The sequence below is a fragment of the Microcoleus sp. K5-D4 genome (assembly GCF_036704575.1).
Lineage (GTDB): Bacteria > Cyanobacteriota > Cyanobacteriia > Cyanobacteriales > Microcoleaceae > Microcoleus.
In genome coordinates, this window is record NZ_JAUBSD010000020.1 from 56,702 (window position 1) to 79,600 (window position 22,899).

Annotated in this window: 14 protein-coding genes and 1 pseudogene; 6 read left to right on the forward strand and 9 right to left on the reverse strand. The window is 43.6% G+C overall.

What is annotated here, in order from left to right; translation table 11 throughout:
* Positions 1-109: 109 nt before the first annotated feature.
* Entirely contained in the window at positions 110-1,522 is a 1,413-nt protein-coding gene (locus QUA77_RS09045; RefSeq protein ID WP_333035076.1) for an adenylate/guanylate cyclase domain-containing protein, read from the reverse strand.
* 48 nt (positions 1,523-1,570) lie between these two features.
* Positions 1,571-7,099 (reverse strand): ATP-binding sensor histidine kinase, encoded by a 5,529-nt coding sequence (locus QUA77_RS09050; protein WP_333449907.1) that lies wholly within the window; start codon positions 7,097-7,099, stop codon positions 1,571-1,573.
* 357 nt (positions 7,100-7,456) lie between these two features.
* Between QUA77_RS09050 and QUA77_RS09055 the strand changes: the two genes are divergently transcribed.
* Complete coding sequence (locus tag QUA77_RS09055; protein WP_333449908.1) at positions 7,457-8,338, forward strand: Cof-type HAD-IIB family hydrolase; 882 nt, start codon at positions 7,457-7,459, stop codon at positions 8,336-8,338.
* 561 nt (positions 8,339-8,899) lie between these two features.
* Here QUA77_RS09055 and QUA77_RS09060 read toward each other — a convergent pair.
* The 5 genes from QUA77_RS09060 to QUA77_RS09080 form a co-directional block, all read right to left on the reverse strand.
* Entirely contained in the window at positions 8,900-9,790 is an 891-nt protein-coding gene (locus tag QUA77_RS09060) for an alpha/beta fold hydrolase (RefSeq protein ID WP_333449909.1), read from the reverse strand.
* Positions 9,791-9,820: 30 nt separating this feature from the next.
* On the reverse strand, positions 9,821-10,054 hold the full coding sequence (locus tag QUA77_RS09065) for a hypothetical protein (protein ID WP_333035070.1): 234 nt from the start codon (positions 10,052-10,054) through the stop codon (positions 9,821-9,823).
* Between the two features lie 10 nt (positions 10,055-10,064).
* The gene (locus tag QUA77_RS09070) at positions 10,065-12,092 is read right to left on the reverse strand and encodes an adenylate/guanylate cyclase domain-containing protein (protein ID WP_333449910.1); all 2,028 of its coding nucleotides are present in this window, start codon (positions 12,090-12,092) and stop codon (positions 10,065-10,067) included.
* Positions 12,058-16,773 carry a response regulator gene (locus QUA77_RS09075; protein ID WP_333449911.1) on the reverse strand — a complete coding sequence of 1,572 codons (4,716 nt, stop codon included), beginning with the start codon at positions 16,771-16,773 and terminating at the stop codon, positions 12,058-12,060. The genes QUA77_RS09070 and QUA77_RS09075 overlap by 35 nt, the downstream gene beginning before the upstream one ends.
* A gap of 653 nt (positions 16,774-17,426) precedes the next feature.
* Positions 17,427-17,936: a hypothetical protein gene (locus QUA77_RS09080; RefSeq protein WP_333035064.1), complete on the reverse strand. Its 510-nt coding sequence runs from the start codon at positions 17,934-17,936 to the stop codon at positions 17,427-17,429.
* Between the two features lie 77 nt (positions 17,937-18,013).
* On the opposite strand from QUA77_RS09080, the gene QUA77_RS09085 reads away from it, so the two are divergent.
* The 3 genes from QUA77_RS09085 to QUA77_RS09095 all read left to right on the forward strand — a co-directional run bounded on the left by QUA77_RS09085 (position 18,014) and on the right by QUA77_RS09095 (position 20,861).
* Entirely contained in the window at positions 18,014-18,931 is a 918-nt protein-coding gene (locus QUA77_RS09085; protein ID WP_333035062.1) for a histone deacetylase, read from the forward strand.
* 142 nt (positions 18,932-19,073) lie between these two features.
* Positions 19,074-20,084, forward strand: a complete 1,011-nt coding sequence (locus tag QUA77_RS09090; protein ID WP_333449912.1) for a glycosyltransferase family 2 protein — start codon at positions 19,074-19,076, stop codon at positions 20,082-20,084.
* A 195-nt stretch (positions 20,085-20,279) separates the two neighbouring features.
* A complete protein-coding gene (locus QUA77_RS09095) occupies positions 20,280-20,861 on the forward strand; it encodes a serine acetyltransferase (protein WP_333035058.1) in 582 nt (193 codons plus the stop codon).
* A 70-nt stretch (positions 20,862-20,931) separates the two neighbouring features.
* Here QUA77_RS09095 and QUA77_RS09100 read toward each other — a convergent pair whose 3' ends face one another.
* Positions 20,932-21,072, reverse strand: coding sequence for a hypothetical protein (locus QUA77_RS09100; protein ID WP_333449913.1), 141 nt, complete (start codon positions 21,070-21,072; stop codon positions 20,932-20,934).
* Between the two features lie 42 nt (positions 21,073-21,114).
* On the opposite strand from QUA77_RS09100, the gene QUA77_RS09105 reads away from it, so the two are divergent.
* Together QUA77_RS09105 and QUA77_RS09110 are read left to right on the forward strand one after the other, a co-directional pair.
* Entirely contained in the window at positions 21,115-21,510 is a 396-nt protein-coding gene (locus QUA77_RS09105) for an acyltransferase (protein WP_333449914.1), read from the forward strand.
* 168 nt (positions 21,511-21,678) lie between these two features.
* Positions 21,679-22,194: a serine acetyltransferase gene (locus tag QUA77_RS09110; RefSeq protein ID WP_333035054.1), complete on the forward strand. Its 516-nt coding sequence runs from the start codon at positions 21,679-21,681 to the stop codon at positions 22,192-22,194.
* A 184-nt stretch (positions 22,195-22,378) separates the two neighbouring features.
* Here QUA77_RS09110 and QUA77_RS09115 read toward each other — a convergent pair.
* Positions 22,379-22,628: pseudogene (locus QUA77_RS09115) on the reverse strand (IS1 family transposase); the annotation flags it as partial.
* Between the last annotated feature and the right edge of the window lie 271 nt (positions 22,629-22,899).

A 22,899-nucleotide genomic window follows, 5' to 3' on the forward strand; every position in this document is an offset into this window, starting at 1 on the left:
GCCCATTTCCTAATTCTTTTCGGCACAATGCCCAATTCCCGATGCCCAATGCCCAATTCCCAATTCTCAATTCCCAATTCCCAATTCCCAATTCCCAATTCCCCATTACCTATATCTCTATTCCTTCCAGAGTCATTATGACTGCATTTTTCATCAACATATCGCAGCGTTCGGCATAAAAAGATGCTGCCTTATCATACTTGTTGATTTGTAAAACGCGCAGAAACATTTGCCTTGCTTGCGCGAATTGCTGCTGGTAGTGAAAAAAAATTCCCTGTTCAAAATAAGTTTGAGTTTGTGCTTTTAGTTCGATCATTGTCGGCGAGTCGCCATCGTAAATTTCAAATACCGCAACAGGTGTTTGTTTTCCTTTTACTTGAACGCGATCGAGAAACCGGCACTTGTAATGTTGAGGATCGTCTATCCGGCAAAGGGTTTGGACGCTAGCTACAATAGCCACCCCATAAAGCTTTGTCAATCCTTCCACGCGGGAAGCTAAATTAACGGCATCAGAAATCACCGTACTTTCCATTCGTTCCGCTTCGCCAATCGTACCTAACATTAAAGTCCCCGTATGCAAACCAATCCCTATCGAAATAGGTTGATAGCCACTGTTTTGCCTGTGTCTGTTATAAATTTTCACTTGCTGCTGCATCTCAATTGCTGCTTGCACAGCATCTTCAGCCCTGTTAGGAAACAAAGCCATAATTCCGTCACCAATATATTTATCTATAAAACCGTTGTACTCGCGGATAACTGGGCCAACTCGGCTTAAGTAAGAGTTAAGAAATTCAAAGTTTTCTCTGGGAGACATACTTTCTGACAGACTTGTAAATGAGCGAATATCGGCAAACATAATCGTCATTTCTGCTTGTACAGAGTCTCCTAGTCTGGCATCAACGATGCTTTCTCTTTTGAGAAATTTCAAGAATTCACGGGGAACAAAACGGGCAGATGCAGCGGCAATTTTTTCGAGTTCGCTTTTGCTAGATTCGATTTGATTGAGCGATCTAAATGCTCTCAGTGCGGTGACTACTGTGGTAAATAACTTTTTATTAGTAAGTTCTGTTTTAGTTTTGTAATCATTGATATCGTAGCTAACAATTACTACATCTTCTGGTACTTGTCCGGGCTGTCCAGTGCGTAAAATAATTCGCACAATTTGATTATTTAAAATATCGCGGATGTATTTAACTACTTCCAAGCCTGCTTCTTCTGTTTCCATAACTACATCGAGTAAAATCAATGCTATGTCATAGTTGTTTTGAATTATTTCTTTAGCTTCTTTTCCTGAGTAAGCGCTGATAAATGTTATAGTCTTACCTTCAAATTTAAAATCGTTTAAGGCTAGTTTAGTAATATTATGAATTTCTATTTCATCATCTACAATTAAGATTTTCCAACTTTCTTCGAGCGGTTTTTGTTCCGCCTCGTCTTCCTCGGCAAATATTAATTCATCGTCCCCCGCCGCGATTAATTCGTCATCGCCCGCAGCCAACAGGTTTTTACTAGCTTCTGACATATATCGTTCTCCTATATAAAACTTATATCCATGTTGGCGGTCTAATAACTAATTGCTAATTTTAGCGGGAAATTCAATCATAAATCTTGTGCCTTTATTTACTTGACTTGTGCAGCTAATTGTGCCTTTTAGTTTTTGAGTAACAAGGTTATAAATAATGTGCAGTCCCAATCCCGTGCCTCCCTGACCTCTTTTGGTGGTAAAAAACGGTTCAAAAATTTTACTGAGATTTTCTGGGTCAATTCCTTTGCCGTTATCGGCATATTCAAATATTAGCCGATCGCCCTCTAGTTTGAAATCAAAAGCCAGAACTCCTTCGTCTTCTCCATCGTAGGCGTGAATTAGCGAATTCAACACCAGATTTGTCACAATTTGACACACTACGCCGGGGTAACTGTCCACAACAATATTTTCATCACACTTAATCTCTATTTTGTGCTTAGTTCTTTTGAGTTTGGCACTTAAGGATGTCAAAATTTCCTCTAGATAGTTTTTAACATTAAACCTGCGTTTTAACTCGCTAGACTGATCTACAGCTACTTCTTTAAAACTGTGAATCAAGTCTGCCGCCCGCGTGAGGTTAGATAAGATCATATTACTGCTTTGCACGGCGGTATCCAGAAACTTTTCTAATTCGGAACGTTTTATTTGGCCGTTACTGTAAACCTCAAAAAACTTTGTGGCTTTTTCAGCAAGCAGCGAGGCGGCGGTGATGCCGATGCCGATGGGAGTATTGATTTCGTGGGCAACACCTGCAACCAACCCGCCGAGGGCAGCCATTTTTTCCGACTCTACCAGTTTATTTTGAGCCGATTTTAAGTCTTCTAAAGTTTGGGAGAGCTCGGAGGTACGCTGCTGTACTAAATTTTCGAGATTGTGATTGAATTGGTGCAAATTGTCGTAAAGTTGGGCATTTTCGATGGAGATAGAAATTTGAGAAGACAGCAGTTTTAATATTTCTAACCTGTCTGGTGTAAAAGCGCCTGTAGTCAGATTGTTTTCTAAATATAGAATGCCAGTGAGTTGGCTTTGATTAATTAACGGAGTGCAAAGAATTGATTTAGGTTGAACAGCCATTATATAGGGTGTGCGAGTAAATTGTCCTTCGCGGGTCGCATCGTTTAAAACTATACTTTCCTGGGTGCGAGCGACGTAATTCACAACTGCAACTGCCAGCAAAGTTACTTCTCGATCCTCGCCTACAAAATCTATCGGAATTGATTGCATGACAGCAACGCGATCGACATCTACAGATCCTGATGCTTCAATCACCCATTGACCCTCTTTTTCTAGTATTAAAAAGCCTCTTTGCCCTCCGGCATTTTCAATAACAATTTTCATCATTTTTGCCAGCAGTTTGTCTAGAACTATTTCGCCGGCTAAGGTTTGCGATGCTTTAACTGCTGTGGTCAAGTCTAGCACGCCTGCAATGTCGTTCGTAGTGGAAGCGCTGCTGGTAGATTTGTGAGTTTCAATATTAGTTGAAATCGAGCTTGAAGTTAGCAAGTGCGAGTATTTTGATTCTAAATGCGATGCTTTGGCTATTGCTCCCCAGCGCTGATAGCAATAACGCGCTTCTGTCAAGTAAGTTTTAGAATTTTTTTCTCGTCCTATGGATAGATAAAAGGCTCCTGCTAATTCTGCTGCTAGTGCTTGTACCTGTATGTATCCGTTTTCTTGGGCTCCTTCAATTGCGCGATCGTAATATTCCATTGCTCTCACAACATTGCCCAAAACACGCGCTTTTTCTGCAGTAAGTAAGTCGCATTTGTGCTGAAGATTCATGGGTGCATAAAGGGCTTTTTGTTGGAGTTTTTTCCGGTTACTGACAGCGTAAAAAATATGCTCTTCTTGTTCCTCATTTGTGGCAGATGGATAGGCTGCTAGACGGGCGAGAGAATCGTAAAACTGGTATTCAGAAACATTGATAAAGCCTGCAACTCCGTCTAAATATACTTCGGCTTGCGCGGCATTTTCTAGCGCTGTAGCGGTATCTCCAAATAAATAGGCTAGTATTAATTTTTGCAAATAAAAGTGCTGTAGTCCCACCCTATCGTTAGCTTTCAACAGCAGCGACAACAATTTTTCTTCGCTGTATGCTTCACCTAACACAAGGTGTGGACTTTCCAATTTTCCCATCAATTGCAAAATAGTGTGCCGATAGATTTGATTCCAAGTCAATACAGTTTCTTGCTTGAGTTGAAACAGCAAATGGTTGTAACTTACCATTCTCCGTTCCAGTTGTGGCAATTCTTGACCGATGAAATACAAAGACTGACAAATATTTACGGCTGCATATCCAACACATTCTAAATCCCCATTTTCTAGCGCGCTTTGATAGGCGTCCTCTAATAGCGGCAAAGAGTCTTTAATGTGATGCTTGCCGTTCATCAAAATGAATGCTACTAAATTAAGCGTTTTGCTTTTGAATTCTAACGCATTTAATCTATCGCTCAAATTCAAAGCTAATTGACCGAAGCGATCGCCCGATTCAATATCTCTAACTATTCCTTTTAAAATTGCTCCGTAATTAGCATAACCGAAGGCAGAAAAAGTAGAATTTCCGTAATTAATAGATAAATTAACTTGCTCGCACACAATTAGCGGCAGCAGCACAGGTTCAACTATAAATGTAGCTGAAAACATACTGGAAAGAACGCGCATAGTTGCTAATTTATGCGGGTTTGTCATAATTGGCAAGTTAATTAAATCTTCTATTTTCTTTTCGGTTAAATAACCTGCCGTTTTAGCCAGTGCTTGCTGAATGTGGAGGGGAATCGGCGATTCGGGAAAGTTGATTCCTAACATTTTTAGTGCTTCCCGACCAATTTTTACCGATTCTTGGAGTTTGGTTTGCATCGCACAAGCTATGATTCTGATTTCAAAAACTTTGATTTTGTCTAGTTCATTTTTTGCGTGTTGCAGGACAATTATCGCCCATTTTTCCATTGGTTCAAAGTCGGTATTGAGGTAAGCAGCTTCTGCTGCTGACTCGTAGAGTGCCAGAGTTAAGTCGTAGTCAGTTTGCCAACTTTCGGGGGGCAGCAGTTCAATACCTGCGGTTAAATATTTGAGGGCAAGTTCGTAAGCTGCACTTGCTTTTGCTTTGCGGCCCGCAATTAAATTTAATTGGCATAATTGAAATTGTTCTAATTGGCTGCTAATGATTCCTTTGGCCGAATTTAGTTGGTTTACGGTATCAAAAATATGCTCTTCTAATTGCTCTGGCGGTGCATTTTGCAGTAAAAAATTGCCTATTTTAAGATGAATTTCTTGTTTCTGATAATCGGATATTAAAGCATAAGCTGCTTGCTGCACTCGCTCATGCAAAAATTTGTAAGTTGCGCTAGGAATATCAGACACTGGCAGGGAAAATTCATCGGTAAAATCTCTAGATATTGTGTCTGTTACTTCTGTGCTTGCTGCTAGTGCAATCGGAATTTTGTAGGCGTTATTCACGAGCAAAATCAGACCTGAATGAAGTGCATCTCCGAGGTCTGTTGCTGCGGACGCCAGAGGCTTTTCGGCGAGTGTTGAGAGAATTTTTAAATCAAATTTGTTCCCGATACAAGCGGCTAATTTAAGGAGTTCCTGGGTATTCTCTGAAAGTTTCTGAATGTTATCTATCATTAATTCTACAACATTGTCAGTTATTCCCATTTCTTGTATTTGTTCGATATCCCACTGCCACTCGCCTGTGACATGGCATTTTTTCACAATTTGCTCTGAGATTGGTTGCGCTAAGCCCGACAGGTTAGGTTCAGCTAGCTCGACCACATTATTCGAGGGTGAAAGTTTAAATTGAATCAAACTTTGTGAGTAAAGAAATTTTATTAATTGAGTTAAAAAGAATGGATTTCCAGCGGTTTTTTGCCAAAGCAATTCTGCTAAACTCAGGGATTTTTCGGGGGCGCAGTTCAAAGTATCGGCAACGAATTGGTTGACGCTGTTTATCTCTAAAGGCGAAAGGCCGATCGCCCTCACAGTCCCACCTGCTTTTTTAATTGCTTCGGCGGTCAGCATTAGGGGATGATTTGCATCTACTTCCTGCTCTCTATAAGCTCCAATTATTAATAAATATTGAGTTCCCAGGTCAGTTGCTAGCAGTTCTATTAACTTGAGAGATGCTGAATCGACCCACTGCAAGTCGTCTAGGAAAATTACTAGGGGATGTTCTTTTTGAGCAAAGACGCGGATGAAGTTTTGAAATACTAAATTAAAGCGGTTTTGAGATTCATTTGCTCCTAAATCTGGGACGGGGGGCTGCGGCCCGACAATCAGTTCTACTTCGGGAATAGCTTCAATAATTACTTGGCAGTTGCCGCCGATTGCTTTTAAAATTTTTTGTTTCCACACATGGATTTCTGCGGCATTTTCTGTGAAAATTTGTCGCAACAAATCTTGAAAAGCTTGGAGCAAAAAAGCGTAGGGAATATCGCGTTTAAATTCCTCAAACTTGCTGTCAATAAAATACCCGTTTTCCCGCCGACTCGGCTTGTAAACTTCATATACTAACGACGATTTGCCCACACCTGCGGCACCAGAAATCAGCACGATTTCTGTGTTGCCCCGCCTCATCCGCTGGAAGATACTGAGAAGCATATTAACTTCTACTTCTCGCCCGTAAAATTTTTGGGAAATTTGCAGGTGACTTGACTGATCTTGCTCGCCGAGGGTTATGTGGGAAATTTCGCCTGTAGTTTGCAGTTGAACGAGACAATTTTCCAAGTCGTACAAAAGTCCGAAAGCACTTTGATACCTGTCTTCGGCTGTTTTTGCTAATAGTTTTATGACGATATCGGAAACGACTTGAGGAATCTCCTTGGTTCCTAATTGATTGATTCTGCCTTCGATGCTTCTGCTTTGTACTTTTTGCTTTCTGTTTTCACAAGGAGAAACTGGCGTTTTGGCAAGATGGCAGTGTACTAATTCCATAGGATCGATCGCCTTAAAAGGCAATTCGCCACACAGCATTTCATAAAAGGTGACGCCTAAAGAATAAAAATCGGTGCGGTAGTCGATCGCCCGATTCATGCGTCCCGTTTGTTCAGGAGACATATAGGCGAGAGTGCCTTCGAGTAAATGGGGATGGCTGGGGGCGGGGTTTTCGCCCGGTAGCAGGGAGGCGATCGCAAAATCAGCAATCTTGACATCTCCTGTCCCGATATTGACAATAATATTGCTGGGTTTAATATCTTTGTGGATAATGTGGTGATCGTGGAGTTGCCCAATAGTTTCTGCTAGTTTGATGGCAATATGCAGAAATTGTTGTAACTCTAGCTGGTTGTTGCTGAGAAAGTCTTTTAGGGAAATCCCACCAAAATCTTCTAAAACTAAAACAGGAAAGTGATTGTATGTTTCTATTTTGTAAAGCTTGACTATTCCGGGCAAACTCAAACTTTTAAGAATTTCGGATTCGTGCAGCAGTTGGGATATTTGCGCTGGGCTAGGGTATGGCGGCGTGAGAGTTTTGAGGATAACGGGTTTTTCTTTCTCAAGCTGCATCCCTCGATAAATAACTGTGTGAGGGTTTGTATAAAGTTCTTCGTAAATGCGGTATCCAGGGATAGAAATCATGATATTTGCGGATAATTTTAAATATCTGGTTATACAATTTTAAATGTTAGATTGGGAATGATTGATGCCATAATATTGTGAATCAGACCTACAGTTGCATTCTTTTTTACCACAATTATTATTAAGTAAGTGGAAATACACATCGCCGATCGAGTGTGGTTTTTACGGCAGTAAACTGGCTACTATTATATAGCTGAGCTAAATCCATCCCTAAAGGGCCCTCCTAGATACTTTTTTTGTCGCTTATTTACTTATCTATATTTTAGTCTTCAAAAAATCAGAAGTCGCACTTTGCTATCCCGCCAGTGCCAAAATAAATGGGTGCTTGCAAATCAACAGCTAAAATCTAAAAAAATCATGCAGAATATAACTGCCTCAAATCCAGCTAATGCGACCGATCGCGCTTTTGGCACCGCAGACATTCAATTGCTGGTAGTGGATATAGACGGCACGATCGCAGGTTTGTCAAATACCATCCGAGAACCAGTCAAACAAGCCATTTTGGCTGCCGAGTCGCGGGGAGTGAAAGTGGCCGTCGCTACGGGCAGGATGTACCGCTCAGCTTTGCGTTTTCACCGCGACATCGGCTCAACATTGCCGCTGATTTGCTACCAGGGCGCATGGATTCAAGATCACGCTACTCAAAAACGGCTGCGGCACTTGCCGCTGTCGAAACAAACTGCTCTGCAACTGTTAGATCATTTTGAAGAACCGCAGTTGCGACCGCTCCTTTCGATCCATTTCTACATTGACGACCAACTTTACGTGCCGGAAATTACCGCAGCTACCCGAATTTATGCGGAACGATCGGGCATTGAACCAATTGTGATTAAAGATTTGCGGCGAGATATTCCGGGGGAACCGACGAAAGTTTTGGCTTTGTGCGAGAATCCGGGGGTACTCGACGGCTTGCTCAGCAGTATGCGGCTGCGCTACACGCCTGCAGAGCTTTATTTGACTCGATCCGTTGCTACTTTTTTTGAAGCTACGCATCCTTTGGCGAATAAGGGAGATGCGGTGCAGTATTTAGCGGAGGAACTTTTGGGTTTGCAGGCGGCGAATGTGATGACGATCGGCGACAATTTTAATGATGTAGAAATGATTGCCTACGCGGGTGTGGGCGTGGCAATGGGCAATGCTCCTGATGGGGTGAAGGCTGCTGCTGATTGGGTGGCGCCGGATGTGGAGGAAGATGGGGTGGCGGCTGCGATCGAACAATTTGTTTTGGGCGATCGTTGATATTTGTAGCACAAATACCGCAGGGGCGGGTTTAGCGGCGACATTTGAAAAAAATGTATATCAACCCGCCCCGACCCAGCGACAATTTATTATTATATAACTTTCTAGTTTTGAGTTCTCTGCAATCAAATTTTGACGATAAAAAAAATCCACACTTTCGGATTTTTCGATCTCAAGTGGAGTCAATTACTTTTTTTGCAACATCGAATATTTATTTAACGAACCGCGAAGACGCTAAGAACGCGAATGAAGAAATGAAGAAAGCGGGGCGGGCTTACATATCTTCTGGATGTGAATTATAGATAATTTAAAACTCTTAAAAATGCCTTTCAACAGAAAAAGCACCGACGACTGGCCGTGTTTCGTCTCGGTGCTTTTTCTGGTTCGCTCCTCACACGTCCATCAATATAGCTGACTCAGTAAATTGTGTCAATACTTTTTACAAAAGTTCTTTTCTCTCGTCGGCCTCAGCCCGGATGCAGGTGCGGTGGAGCGAGGCAGAACTTATGCAATGCAAGGGTTTTGGCCGATGGCCCCAGGGTTGGATTGAGCCAAAAAATTTTACTTCAATTCCACCAGCCAGTCCAAAATCAGAGCGTTGACTTCACTCGGCCGCTCGTCGTGGGGACAGTGGCCTGTGTTGGGAATGGAAACAAATTTCACTGGTTTATCATTGGCGGCCAATTGTTGATAAATCTGGCTGCCGGCGATGGGCGTCCAGGGGTCGTCTGCGCCCCAAAGTACCAATAACGGACGATCGACTTTGGGCAGCAGTTCTGACGGTTGAGGGCCTGGAGGGGCTGTGAGAATCGAGGCAAACACTTGTTGAGCTCCGGGCTCACAGGAAGGGGCGTGCAGGAGTTCTACGAGTTCGTCAGTGATGGCTTCGCGGTTCCCGTAGACTTGGCGCAGGGTGTTGCGGATACGGTGTTTTTGGCGGATGTTGTTGAACATAAAGGGGCCGATCAGGGGCGATCGAACTAATTTAGTAAAAGTCCCCATCACTACTCGCAGCGGGAAATTTAGTTCGTCGGGCCGGTGGTTGAGCCCGCCAGCACAGTTGATTAAGACTGCGCCGGCTGATATTTCTGGATGGTTGGCGACTACCATCAAACTCAGCAAAGCGCCGATCGAATTCCCGACAAATACAGCCGGTTCCTGTACCAGATCCGCCCAGAAATCAGTCAGCAATTCTTCCCACAATTCCAGAGTGTAATCGAGGGCTGGTTTGGCGGAAGCACCGAATCCCAGCAAGTCCAGAGCAAATACGCGATAGCCGCCGGCCGCTAGTGGGGGGATATTTTGCCGCCAATGTCCGATCGAAGCCCCAAATCCGTGAATCAAGATCAGAGGGCGGCCGGTTCCTTGAACGGTATATTGGATTTTGTGACCTTTCCAAGTCCAAATTAGCTTTTCAAAACTCGTTGTAGATACTACCTGTTGTGCTGTCACGGTTCTTAATGTAAATTTTCGTTAACTTCTTTAATCATAGCAGCACAATCCCTCTAAGGGCGGCCTCGGAGCAACGCCCCACACGAACATTGAAATCTTGAGAAGGATGGAAGATATCAGATTAAATAAATAAACATACTTCCTTCTTTCTACCCCTTTTTCCTTCTTCCTTTTTCCGACTTCCATCGGACTGACATCCGTTACATCCGTTACATCCGTTACACAATCCGTTGCCGAACTTTCTTCTTCCTTATTCCTTCCCAATTCCCAATTTTTACTTTTTTCCTAGCAACCAATAAGTCATCATATCCCCCTTACCTTTTACCGGAATCAGACCTCGCCTCTCAAACAAATACTTATCTTTCAAAAGCTCATAAGTAACATCAGTAACTTGGATGCTGCCTGCAAAACCCGTAGCTTCCATCCTCGCCGCTACATTCACCGTATCTCCCCACAAATCATACGTAAACTTGCTCACACCAATCACTCCCGCAACCACCGGCCCGGAATTGATGCCGACCCGAATTGCCAGTTTTTCCCCTGTCTCGGCGCACAACTTTGCTATTTTTGCCTGCATTCCCAGGGCCATTTGGGCGATCGCCTCGGCGTGATCCTGTCTCGGCGTAGGCAAACCCCCGACTACCATGTAAGCATCGCCAATAGTCTTAATTTTCTCCACACCGTACTTTTCAGCTAACTGGTCGAAGTGGGAAAAAATTACGTTTAAGCGCTTTACCAACTCGGTGGGAGACATTCTAGCAGACAACTCAGTAAAGCCAACAATATCAGCAAATAAAACACTTACTTGGGCAAAACTGTCGGCAATTGTACTTTGCTCTGCCTTCAAGCGTTCTGCGATTGGTTTGGGTAAAATATTTAACAGCAACTTCTCGCTTTGTTCTTGTTGAACTTTTAGCGCTTCTTGCGCTAATTTCCGCTCGGTAATGTCAGAAACAGTACCCTCATAGTAAAGCAGCTCACCTTTTGAATCTCGAACAGCCCGAACATTTTCTGACACCCAAATCCGGCGCCCGTCTTTGCGACATACCATAGATTCAAATCCCGAAACGGCATTTTCAGCATCCATAGCAGCCACAAATTCGAGGCGGCGTTCTGGGTCAACGTAAAGTTGCTGAGCAATATTTTTAATCTCGGACATTAGTTCTTCTGGCGAGTCGTAACCGTACAATTTTGCTAAAGCTGGATTAGCGCTGAGATAGCCTCCTGAAGGTGTGCTTTGAAAAATGCCTTCCATCGCATTTTCTACAATGCTGTGATATTTTTCTTGAGCAATACGCAGCAATTCTTCTGCTTGTTTGCGCTGAATTAAAGAACCTAATTGAGTGCCGACTGCATTAAAAACGTCTATAAATCGCGCGTCTTTCCGACAAGACGAAATTTTAAAGAAAACTAGCACGGCTAATACTTCATCGCCTACCAAAATCGGCACGCCAAAACCAGCTTTGAATCCAAGTTCTACTGCTATTTGACTTCGGAGAAAATGGGGGTAGCCCCGGGAGATATCTTCTACCCATTCCGGTTGCTTGGATGCCCACACTCGTCCGGGTAGCCCTATATTCATGGCAAATGTCAGTTTTTCGCTTTGCCTGCGGAACGATTCCATCCTCGGGTTGCTTGCATACCAACCCCGGGCAGATTGCAGCACAGTTCCTTCTGCATCGGGAATCCAAGCTTCTCCTACATCCCATCCGATTGTTTCGCCAACATGGTGCAGAATTACTTCTAAAGCTGAGTGAAAGTCTACAGCTTCGCCGATCGCCCGCGTAGTTTCCAGCAAAAACCGGATTGATTCTTCAGCCCGCTGCCGTTCTGCGATTTCTTCTTGTAATCTAGAATTGCGATCGTGCAGTTCCCTAGCTTGCTGTTGCAGTTTGGATTGCAGCAAACGAAGGGAAAGTTGATTTTGGACGCGGGCTAAGACTTCTTCTACTTGAAACGGTTTAGTAATATAATCCACTCCTCCTACTTGAAAAGCTTTAACTTTTTCCAGCACGTCATCTAGGGCACTAATAAAAATTACTGGAATATCTTTAGTTTTTTCGCTTAACTTTAACTGCTCACAAACTTCATACCCGTTCATTTGCGGCATATTAATATCTAGTAAAATTAGATCGGGAGGAGATATTTGTGCCCCTTGCAAAGCCAAGTGTCCGTTAATAGCCTTCCTGACATGATACCCGTGAGATGTCAGCATAGTGGATAAAAGTCGCAAATTATCCGGCATATCGTCAACGATCAGAATGTCTTTAGGAGTCGCTGGTAATGGATGGTCGTTCATCATAATATAATTGAGTTAAATCGATAATGATATCTATCCGAAAATTATCGACTAAATCTGTTAAAGCGTTAGCGAGATTTGCCTCAGTTTCGGGAACTTCCTTGATCAGTTCGAGGATGCGGTTGTCGTCAACACAAAGTGCTGCTCGGTGCAACTCGACCACCCAGTCTGTGGGCATTACACTCAAATCCTCGGTGGTCAAACTTTTAAGCAGCGTCGGTGTTGAAAAAGAAGTAGATAAGTTTTCTTTCTCATAAATATAACGCAGGTTGAGGTGATGCGCTATCTTTTCAAAAAGTACCTCTTCCCGAAACGGTTTACAGATCAAATCGTTACAACCAGCAGACAAAATTATTTGCCGCTGCTCGTCAAAAGCACTAGCCGTCAAGGCAATAATTATTGTTTCTTTACCTTCGAGAGTTTTCTTAATCTCTCTTGTCGCTTCATACCCATCCATCACGGGCATCAGCATATCCATTAATATCAAGTGCGGCTTCCAAGTTGAATGCAAAGCAATTGCTTCTTGACCGTTAGTTGCTTCCCGGACTTCAAATCCCAGAGGTATCAGCAGCTTAAGCAGCAGTTGGCGATTTTCCGCTACATCTTCAACTATTAATATCCGATAAATGTCTTGTCCGGTTTCTAAACCAATAACTTGTTTAATCGGCGGTTTTTCTTGTTCATCACTTTCTGTTACTAAGTTAACCCAGATATTAAAGCTGAAAGTTGTGCCTTGACCGAGTTGACTTTTAACAGCAATATCACCTCCCATAATTCGGACAAACTGTTGGCTGATAGGCAATCCCAGACCAGTTCCCTGCATGGATTTTCGACCAGTTTCGGTTTGTACAAAGGGCTTAAATAATGTAGAAAGTTCCAAGGAAGAAATGCCGGGACCAGTGTCGGCTATTTCAAAATACAATTGGGATTTGTTTTCTTCTGTGGGGTCTTTTTCAGCTTGGCTGCTGACGCGCAAAGTAACGGTTCCCTGCTGAGTAAATTTAATCGCATTGCCGACCAGGTTAATTAAAACTTGCCGCAATTTAGCTTCGTCTGTTTGAATGTACTGCGGCAAATTTTCGGCATTTTCAAAGATGAGGTGCAAACCTTTGGAGTTGGCTTTTAGTTGCAGCATTTCTTTGAGACTGTTGAGAAGGTTGTAGAGATTGAAGCGGCTGGGATTGATGGTAATTTGGCCTGCTTCTATTTTGGACATTGACAAAACATCATTGATGAGTTCTAGCAAATGTTCGCCACTGCGGTTAATAATTTCTATGTATTCTTTTTGTTCTTCCGTGATAGAACTGTTGCGGGCCATGACTTGGGAAAAACCGAGAATGGCGTTGAGAGGTGTGCGGAGTTCGTGGCTCATGGAAGCTAGAAATTGGCTTTTGGCGCGGTTGGCAACTTCGGCGTTTTCTTTGGATTTAATCAGTTCCATCGACTGCCTTTGAGTGCGGGCGAGCAATTCCGCTTGCTGTAATGCTACTCCTAGCTGAGTACCTACATCAACTGCCACGTTGATTTCAGCTTCACTCCACTGGCGGGGAGCAGAATTTTGATAGGATGCTAGTAATCCCCAGAGCTTTTTGCCTGAAAAAATTGGTACAATAATGTAGGATTTAGCTTGAAATTTTTCTAGCAATTGGATGTAACAATTATCGAAACCTTGCTTGTAAATATCTGGGACACAAAGGTAAGTTTTACCTCGGCTGTAGGCTCCGCCTTGGGTTTGTTGCAAATAGGTATCGTGGACTTCTGGTGAGATACTATCCAATTTTTGGACAAGGCAAAGTTCGCTGTCTAAAGCGCCTTCAGTAAGGTTAGAATCGGTCTCCTGTGCTTGGATGAAAGAAACCCACTTGCGATCAAGGGATTCGGCTACAAATTCGCCACTCCAGTCTGGATTGAAACGGTAAATAGCGACTCGATCGCACTTCATGGTTTGGCGCAATTCTCGGGTTGTGGCGTGAAAAATTTCTCGGATATCTAAAGTTTGCCGCATTCTTTCAATGATGCGGGCGATCGCTCTTTGTCGTAAAGCACTTTCTTGCAGTTCGGTTTCTGCTTGCTTGCGTTCGGTAATATCTACAGCCATTAAAGCAATGCCGATCGCTGTACCGTTATCGTCAATTAGCTGAGTATTGTACCACTCGCAGATGATAATTCTGCCGTCTTTGGTCAGATTTTCGGAAGTGCCGCTGGATTTGGCATTCAATTCGTGATTGAAAATCTCAGATAATTGGGGGTGGTAGCTTTCAGGTACGATCAAATCGGAGGCGACTCGACCAATCGCTTCTTGCTCACTGTAGCCAAAAATAGCCACGGCTGCGGGATTCCAAGTGATAATTTCTAAATTGAGGTTTAACTCGATAACTGCGATAGGCGTTTGCTGCAATAAAAATGAGATTCTTTGTTGGGAAGCTAGCAGTTTTTCTTGGGCTAATTTGCGGTCTGTGATGTCATTAGCAGTGCCGAGAATTTGTTTGGGTTTACCATCGGCTGTTCGGAGAAATACTGTATCCCAACTGTGCATCCACCGCCATTCACCGTTTTTGTGTTTCATTCGGTATTGACATTCAATGACATCACCGTCTTTGGCTTGATCTACTTTTTGGATGCTTTCAAAAAAGTTTGGCAAATCGTCGCAGTGGATCAGAATTGGCATCATTGCTGTACCCATATCTTGTATTTCTTGGGTGGTGTATCCGAGCATGGTCGAAATTTGTCGGTTGGTATAAACATTCCGCTGTTCAATTACATCGTAAACGTACAATAGGTTGGGATTGGAATCGGCGATCGCTTGAATGAAGTGTTGGCTTTCTCTGAGTGCGGATTCTGTTTGTTTGCGAACGCTAATATCTCGCGCCACGATAATCACTGAATCTGGAGTCAGCGGAGAAACTTTAGCATCGAGGCAAACGTCGCGCTCTCCGACTTTAAAGCTATATTCAACATTGATGGTTTGCTTCGTTTTTAGAGCTTCTTGAATGGCATTTAATACTAAATCGGCTATAGATTTCGGCAAGACTTCGTGGGCGGTTTTATTAATCATTTCGCTTGGAGGTTTCACCAAATTTGTTGATGCTGTAGGGGCGATTTTGATGCAGCGGCCTTCTGCATCTCTCACTAAAACTGTGTCAGTCATGGCGGCAAAAATCGCCCGCAATTCTGTTTCAGATTCTTGCAAAGCTTGCTCGGCGCGGACGCGAGTGCGAATTTCTGCTTGCAGCACTTTATTTTGCCGATCGAGCTGCTCAAGCCGGTTTTTTTCTCGATCGAGCAGTTTAGCTTGAGCGATAGCGAGCCCTACTTGAGCCGCCACAGCTTCTAATAAGTCGATTTCCTCGGAAGTCCATTCCCGGTAACGATCGCACTGATGCAAGCCGATAGCGCCGTTTGCCCTGCCTTGGTAGGAAGTGCGAATTGCCAGCATCGATTTCAACCCAAGCTTCTGGCAAATCGGTTGAACAGCTTGCAACAGAGGGTCTGAATAAACATTGTGGGAGGCGATCGCCTGATCTTGTATCATCATTTGTACGACGTGAGGATTGCCCCAAATTGGAACGGGTACGTTCCGAAGAGATTCGTACCCGGGTTCGAGATACTCGGCCGCCAGAGGAATATCGACTTGGGGGGTAGTAACGTAACTATGAATCAAACAGCGATTGGCGCAGAATGCCAGACCGATTTGAGTTGCAGCTATTTGAAATATTTGTTCTGGCTGCAAGCTTGAGCGAATTTCTTGAGTTATTTTTGCAATCAGCAATTCTCGCTGAACTTGCCGTTCTAAAGCAGCTTTAGCTCCTGCCATTTCTATTTCTGCGTGCTTGCGCTCGCTGATATCAAAAAGTACGCCATACCAAACAATATCGCCATTATCGCGCATTTCGGGCCGAGAATTAGATTGCAGCCATTTGAGCTTACCCGACGGTGTAACAATCCGCCATTCACAGGCAAAAGGTTCTAAAGTTTGGGCGCTAGTAGCAATTTGTTTTACCAGATATTCGTGGTCATCTGGATGATTTTGCTCAAAGCAAAAGTCGGGATTTTTTAATATTTCCTCACTTTCTAATTCGTAAATCTCCCGACAAGCATAACTAATATATTCAAACTTAAAACTTCCATCGGGATTCTTGATAAATTGATAAAGAACTCCCGGTATATTGACCGCCAATTTCTGCAACCGCGCTTTGCTTTCCCGGAGTGATTGTTCTGTTCGCTTGCGAAATTCTACCTCTTGTTGCAGTTGGGCATTCTGCTGTTTTAATTGTTTTGATAGCTGTTGTATAGTCAATTGACTTTCAATCCGCACTAAAATTTCTTCCACTTGAAAAGGCTTAGTAATGTAGTCAACACCGCCGACTTCAAAAGCTTTGACTTTGTGAAAAGTTTCCTCAAAAACACTCAAAAAAATAACCGGAATTTCCCTCGTTTTCTCGTTGGATTTCAGTCTGGCACAGACTTCATATCCGTTCATTTTGGGCATGGCAATATCTAGCAAAATTAAGTCGGGGAGAACGGTTAAATTAGCATTAACCGCCATTTCTCCAGAAATAGCCCGCTGAACTTTATACCCTTCCTTGGTTAATATGTTTGATATAAACCGCAGGTTGTGGGGCTGATCATCAATAATTAAAATGTGAATATTTTCTTTGTCAAATATCATTTTTTGTCGGTTCATTGTGAATTTTTTAGTGCTAGAAGCAGATTTATGATTTAATAAATTTAGCGATTCCTTCCGATCATCATTATTTATTAAATTGTTTCAAACTCAGCCAATAGAACATTAACTTTAGATATTAGCCATCAACTAACGCACCTTCTATTTTTTAAACTTATTGGTTGCTTGTCTTAAGTTTTAACTCAAATTAACCGTACTTAACCACATTTTATTGTCAAAACAAATCGCCTTATTTACTGGAGAAACTAAGTCTGCCGAAAAACAATCATCCCTTGGGCACTCCAGACCAAAGCAAGCGGTTTTTTTAACTTTCTTCAAGGGCTATGACAAAGTATTTTCGTTCAACCCGGTTGATGCGCCCAGGACAGTTTTTTGCTTGACTTTAGCATTAAAAGTCCCAGGAGGATAAGGCAAGTTTCTGGACATTCTGCTGCCACATTCAAAGGGTTTTAGCAGAGATAAACACCTGGACATACCGCGACGGGAAGAAACCGTTTTTTTTTACTCTTTTCGCTGCAACAAAGTATGGCTGTGAAAAACCTCGGTTTTGACCCACTCGCCCCTCAGTCTTAAGATATTTATAGGTGACTCAGAGTATATAGCAATCAACCAGAACCCAAAGCCTACCATATAAACTATTTTCTTGGTCTTTTCTATGCCAACAATTCCTTAAGTTTAGCAATATTTTCACTGCTCAAGTAAATTTTAATTTCTAGTTCTTGGTCAGATTCCCACAGCAGCAGCAGATTATCTTCGCCCAAGGCGATTTCGGGATTGTTTAATTCAAGTGTTTGATATTTAACTTCTGGAATTCCTACGCGAATTACCAGTTCCGCTTCCAACTGAGGATAGATGTACAATTGCTGTTGCAAGTTGTCAAGTTCTAATTTGTCAACAGTGTTGTTACGTTGGACAGGAGAATCGGGTTTGTACCAATAGAGAGTTTCCTCCCGAATTTCAGGATTGACTATCACAAATGTTTCGTCAAAACGCTGGGGGTGCCAGTGAATTTCGCTCAAACCGCCGATTTGCGGAATCAGTCGCTGTACCCAGCTAATTTCTTTGCCGTTGAGGTTTGTCCACCATTGACTAATATTATCGAGATTGTCAGCATTTTCGGGGTCGGTGCTGCCGGACTGCCAGACTGTTTTTAGTTGTTGCATATACAGGTTCTCCAGCGAATTTAGATTTGAGATTGCAGGCTTTCAATTGGAGATTCATTCGTTATACAATAATTTTAATGGACTTACCAATTATTTACCACGAAGATTACGTTGCACCTCTGCCACCGGAGCACCGCTTCCCGATGGCCAAGTTTCGGATGCTTTACCAGATGCTGCTCGCGGACGGGGTAGCAGATGAATCGCAATTTCACGCTCCCGAACTTCCCCCTCAAGAATGGATTGAATTAGTCCATGACCACTCCTATGTTCAAGCTTACTGCAACGGGACGCTCGATAACAAAGCTCAGCGGCGAATTGGTCTGCCTTGGAGTCGGGCTCTGGCTAATCGCACTTGCACTGCGGTTGCAGGAACTGTACTAACTGCCAAGCTAGCTTTAGACTACGGTTTGGCTTGCAATACTGCGGGCGGAACTCATCACGCCTTTCCGGCATTTGGGTCTGGTTTTTGTATTTTTAATGATTTGGCGATCGCCTCTCGCGTATTGCAAAAAAATGGTTTAGTTCGCAAAGTTTTAATTGTCGATTTAGATGTCCACCAAGGAGACGGAACCGCTGTAATATTCCAAGATGACAGTAGCGTTTTTACTTTCTCGATGCACTGCGAAGTCAATTTTCCCGGCACTAAACAAAAGGGCGATTTAGATGTACCTTTGCCAGTGGGTATGGAGGACGACGAATATTTACAAACATTGGATAAATTTTTACCAGATTTGCTGTCAAATGTCAAGCCAGATTTAGTTTTGTACGATGCTGGAGTAGACCCTCATCACGCTGACAAACTGGGAAAATTAGCTTTAACTGATACGGGGTTATTTCGCCGGGAAATGCAAGTTTTGACCGCCTGTTTGGCTGGCGGCTATCCCGTTGCCTGCGTGATTGGCGGGGGCTATTCCGATGACGCTAAGGGGTTAGTTTACCGGCATTCACTGCTGCACCGAGCCGCCAGTCAAGCCTACAGGCAGTATCGACTTTGATGCAGAGCGGCGATACTTCGGAAATACGGCCGAAAAAACAGTCTCCCTCACCGAAACAAATAAAAATACTATTAGCGATCGCTCCAGCTTGCCAGATGGGTACAACTTGAGCTAAAAAGTTGTTAAACAAACAACGGTACTTATGTCGAAGGCCAGCGAGTCCAATCACCCCTATCCACTGCTGGTTGTCATTGTTAACTACCGAACCTCTAGTTTGACAATTGACTGCTTGCGCTCTCTAGTTAGCGAAGTTCAATCGCTGCCTGGTATGCGAGTTGTAGTTGGCGACAATGCTTCAGGCGATCGCTCCGTCGAAGAAATTAGTAGTGCGATCGCCTCAGAAGGCTGGAATGAATGGGCATCCTTCGTTCCCCTAGACCGCAACGGCGGATTTGCCTTCGGCAACAACGCCCTGATCCGTCCCGCCCTCCAATCCACCAATCCCCCCCCTTACTTCCTGCTGCTCAACCCAGACACCATAGTTCGCCCCGGTGCCTTAAAAGCCCTCGTCGATTTCATGGACACTCATCCCGAAGCCGGCATCGCAGGCAGCCGCTTGGAAGACCCCGACGGCACGCCCCAGGAGTCAGCTTTTCGGTTTCACAACATCTTGACGGAACTCGATTTTGGTTGGCGGACAGGCTTTATATCCAAGTTATTAGCCAACTGGGCCGCAGCGCCTCCCATTTCCCAAGAAACCTGTCAAACTGATTGGGTAGCTGGAGCCAGCATGATCGTCCGTCGCGAAGTATTTGAAAAAATTGGCTTGATGGATGAAGCTTATTTCATGTACTGCGAAGAAATGGACTTTTGTCTGCAAGCGAACAAAGCTGGCTGGAGTTGCTGGTACGTACCCGAAAGTCGCGTTGTACACTTAGTCGGCCAAAGCTCAGGCGTCACTGACACCAAAAAGCCCGCCAAGCGGCTGCCTACCTATTGGTTTGATTCCCGGCGTAGGTACTTTGTCAAAAACTACGGCTTGGTTTACACAGCATTAACTGATATATCCTGGGCTTCGGGTTTTGCAGCCTGGAGGGTGCGCCGCGTACTTCAAGGCAAACCCGATGGCGATCCACCACAATTACTGAGGGATTTTGTATTCAATAGTGTATTTTTTAAGGGGGGTAAGATTGAAAAATCCAAAAATTTTTAAAGGAAGTTGGTAAATCGGTCAAAGCCAACTAAACGAGGTTAACCTAGGCAAGCAAAATATTTTATGATGCAGCCGAGAAATTAGTAGTCTCGGTCGATAAAACCGGATTGCTCCTTCCTCAAAAACCTGATAGACCCATTAATATCGTCGGGATCTAGCAAGAGAGTAAACAATAAATAGTGTGAATTAGAGCTTATGGTAACTGAGCAAAACTTAATCACCAGTGAAAATCAAGTAGAAGACCCCGGCCTGGGACTGTGGCAGCAAATTAAAGAAGACTGGATTGCTCATGGTCGAGATTGGACAAAACCGGGATTTCGCGCCGTAGCAGTGCAGCGTTTTGGCGTCTGGAGAATGCAGGTAGAACCGAAATTACTGCGAGCTCCTTTGAGCATTATTTATCGAGCACTCTACCGAAAAGTCCGCAATAGTTACGGGATAGACTTGCCTTACACTGTGAAGCTCGGTCGTCGCGTGGTGATTGAACATCAAAACGCTATTATTATTCACGGATATTGTACGATCGGTGACGACTGCATTATCCGGCAAGGTGTAACGTTGGGAAACCGCTATTTGGACAAACCGCTCGAATCCCCTCAATTGGGCGATCGGGTTAACGTCGGCGCTGGTGCAAAAATCCTTGGAAAAGTAAACTTGGGAGACGACGTAAATATCGGTGCCAATGCTGTAGTTTTATCAGACATTCCAGCCGGTCAAACTGCTGTTGGTATTCCTGCCAAGATTCTTCAATCTAGGAAAAACCAGGAAAATGCTTAGATCAACATTGCAAAAAATTATCCGCCATCTTGCCATGCGTTATGGCAAGTTCCGTGCCCTTTACGTCCAATTATGTAACCTCTGTGCCAAAGAATACACAGAATTTCTCCGCCCCCACGGCAACTTGTACGCGATCGGCGAAAATTGCAGCATCTGGCCCAATACCGTCTTTGGAGAGCCCGCCTACGTCTGCATCGGCAACAATGTTCACTTCTCATATGGTACCCTCCTGGGCCACGATGGCTCGATCGCCATGCTGGACCAGGCTTACAACGTTAAAGTAGATGCCGTAGGCAAGATAGACATCCGGGACAACGTATTTATCGGCTTAAATGCGATCGTCCTTCGCAACGTCACTATCGGCTCAAATGCGATCGTCGCCGCCGGTGCCGTCGTCACCAAAGATGTCGCCGAGGGCGATATAGTCGCCGGCGTCCCCGCCAGACCGATAGGCCGCCTCGAAGACTTAGTGAAAAAATTGCAAGCCGAAACTCAAAGCCTGCCATGGGTCGATTTGATTAACAGCCGCGAGGGCAGTTTCGACCCCGAAATTGAACCCGAGCTCGTAAAGTTACGAGTGTCCCACTTCTACGGCAACACATCCACTCCAACTGTGGCCCAATTCCAGCAATCTCCCTACCCAAGTTAGAGATTCTTCTTAAGGTAAATTGCACTATAGCAATCCTTGCAGGAGTCGTAAATTTTTTACTCCACCCCAACCCCCCCCTTACCAAGGAGAGGGAGTAAGAATTCACAAATGATTTAGGATTGCTATAATAGGCACAATTGTCTATATCATTAAAACACTGCACAAACAATGGTTGAGTCAATCACTAAGCCAATCATTTCTGCTACAGAAGCAGACTGGAGCCGCGAAAAATCTAGCAAGTGGTGGGAACCCAGTTGCCAACTGCTCAAATCTATCCGCAACTATCAAAAGTGGCAGAAGCAGGGTGGAATTGCGGGATATATTTTATGCCGTTGGAACGTTATCCAGCATCGATTTTGGAGCGTGGTAACTGCAACAGACATCCCTTTAAACTGCCAAATACAAGGAGGACTGGTGCTGCCTCATCCTAATGGCATTGTCATTCATCCCAATGCTTCCATTGGCCCTAACTGTCTGATTCTTCAACAGGTGACAATTGTTGCGGATGTCAAGATCGGCGGTCACGTCGATATCGGTGCAGGAGCAAAAATTATTCGCTCCGTAACGATCGGCGATCATGCTTTGATTGGTGCTAATGCTGTGGTGATTTGTGACGTGCCACCAGGTACAACCGCAGTCGGAATTCCCGCCAAAATAATAGAAAAAAAGACCCCGAAAGTATAATAAAAATTATAGAAATTGCAGAAAAAACAGCAAATTAGCTCGAATTTTATTAAATTACAAGAAATACTCAGGACTTGAACTCAAGTAGTAAAAATTGAAAAAAAGTGGATTGGTTGCCAACAGCTAAAATGTGGGATTGAAAAATCGGTAGTCATGCACAGTAATGATATCGTTTTCTTAGGCACTAATTATAGTGATGTACAAAGTTAAAAATTTCCCCCATATGGTGCAAGCAGTTTTTTTGAGAAAGACAAGGTTTTACGAACCAAACGAGAAATTCGCTGCTGTAAAGTATTATTAAGTCTTTCAATATAACTGGTTTTTCCCAATTCTTTACCTACAGGTAAATGTCTTTTAAAAGGTAGCACTTCTGAATAACAATCCCAAAAATCAGTATAGCAAACAGCACATTGTCTATAGACAAGAGGTGAAGAAGATGTTTTAAAAGTCCGGTCAGGTATAATTTAGCCCTTCTGATTGGGCTTAACTGAGACAATAAATCAAGGTTTCAGCTCATACTTAGATGCTTCTTTGTGCCAACTATGAAGTCAAACGACCCTTTTAAAACATCCTCAAAGATTGCCAGAGCATTTGGAGCAGATTTTTTTGAACGGTCTCCAATATAAAGCAGGGTAAGAGCATCTCAATTAGGCTTGACACAAGGACTCAGAAGAATCTAATGTAGGGTCAATAAAACAAGAAAAG

Bases quoted from the DNA above. Each gene is read 5' to 3' on its own strand.
- QUA77_RS09045 (WP_333035076.1), bottom strand. From the start codon at position 1,522: ATGTCAGAAGCTAGTAAAAACCTGTTGGCTGCGGGCGATGACGAATTA.
- QUA77_RS09050 (WP_333449907.1), bottom strand. From the start codon at position 7,099: ATGATTTCTATCCCTGGATACCGCATTTACGAAGAACTTTATACAAAC.
- QUA77_RS09055 (WP_333449908.1), top strand. From the start codon at position 7,457: ATGCAGAATATAACTGCCTCAAATCCAGCTAATGCGACCGATCGCGCT.
- QUA77_RS09070 (WP_333449910.1), bottom strand. From the start codon at position 12,092: ATGATGAACGACCATCCATTACCAGCGACTCCTAAAGACATTCTGATC.
- QUA77_RS09075 (WP_333449911.1), bottom strand. From the start codon at position 16,773: ATGAACCGACAAAAAATGATATTTGACAAAGAAAATATTCACATTTTA.
- QUA77_RS09080 (WP_333035064.1), bottom strand. From the start codon at position 17,936: ATGCAACAACTAAAAACAGTCTGGCAGTCCGGCAGCACCGACCCCGAA.
- QUA77_RS09085 (WP_333035062.1), top strand. From the start codon at position 18,014: ATGGACTTACCAATTATTTACCACGAAGATTACGTTGCACCTCTGCCA.
- QUA77_RS09090 (WP_333449912.1), top strand. From the start codon at position 19,074: ATGTCGAAGGCCAGCGAGTCCAATCACCCCTATCCACTGCTGGTTGTC.
- QUA77_RS09095 (WP_333035058.1), top strand. From the start codon at position 20,280: ATGGTAACTGAGCAAAACTTAATCACCAGTGAAAATCAAGTAGAAGAC.
- QUA77_RS09105 (WP_333449914.1), top strand. From the start codon at position 21,115: ATGCTGGACCAGGCTTACAACGTTAAAGTAGATGCCGTAGGCAAGATA.
- QUA77_RS09110 (WP_333035054.1), top strand. From the start codon at position 21,679: ATGGTTGAGTCAATCACTAAGCCAATCATTTCTGCTACAGAAGCAGAC.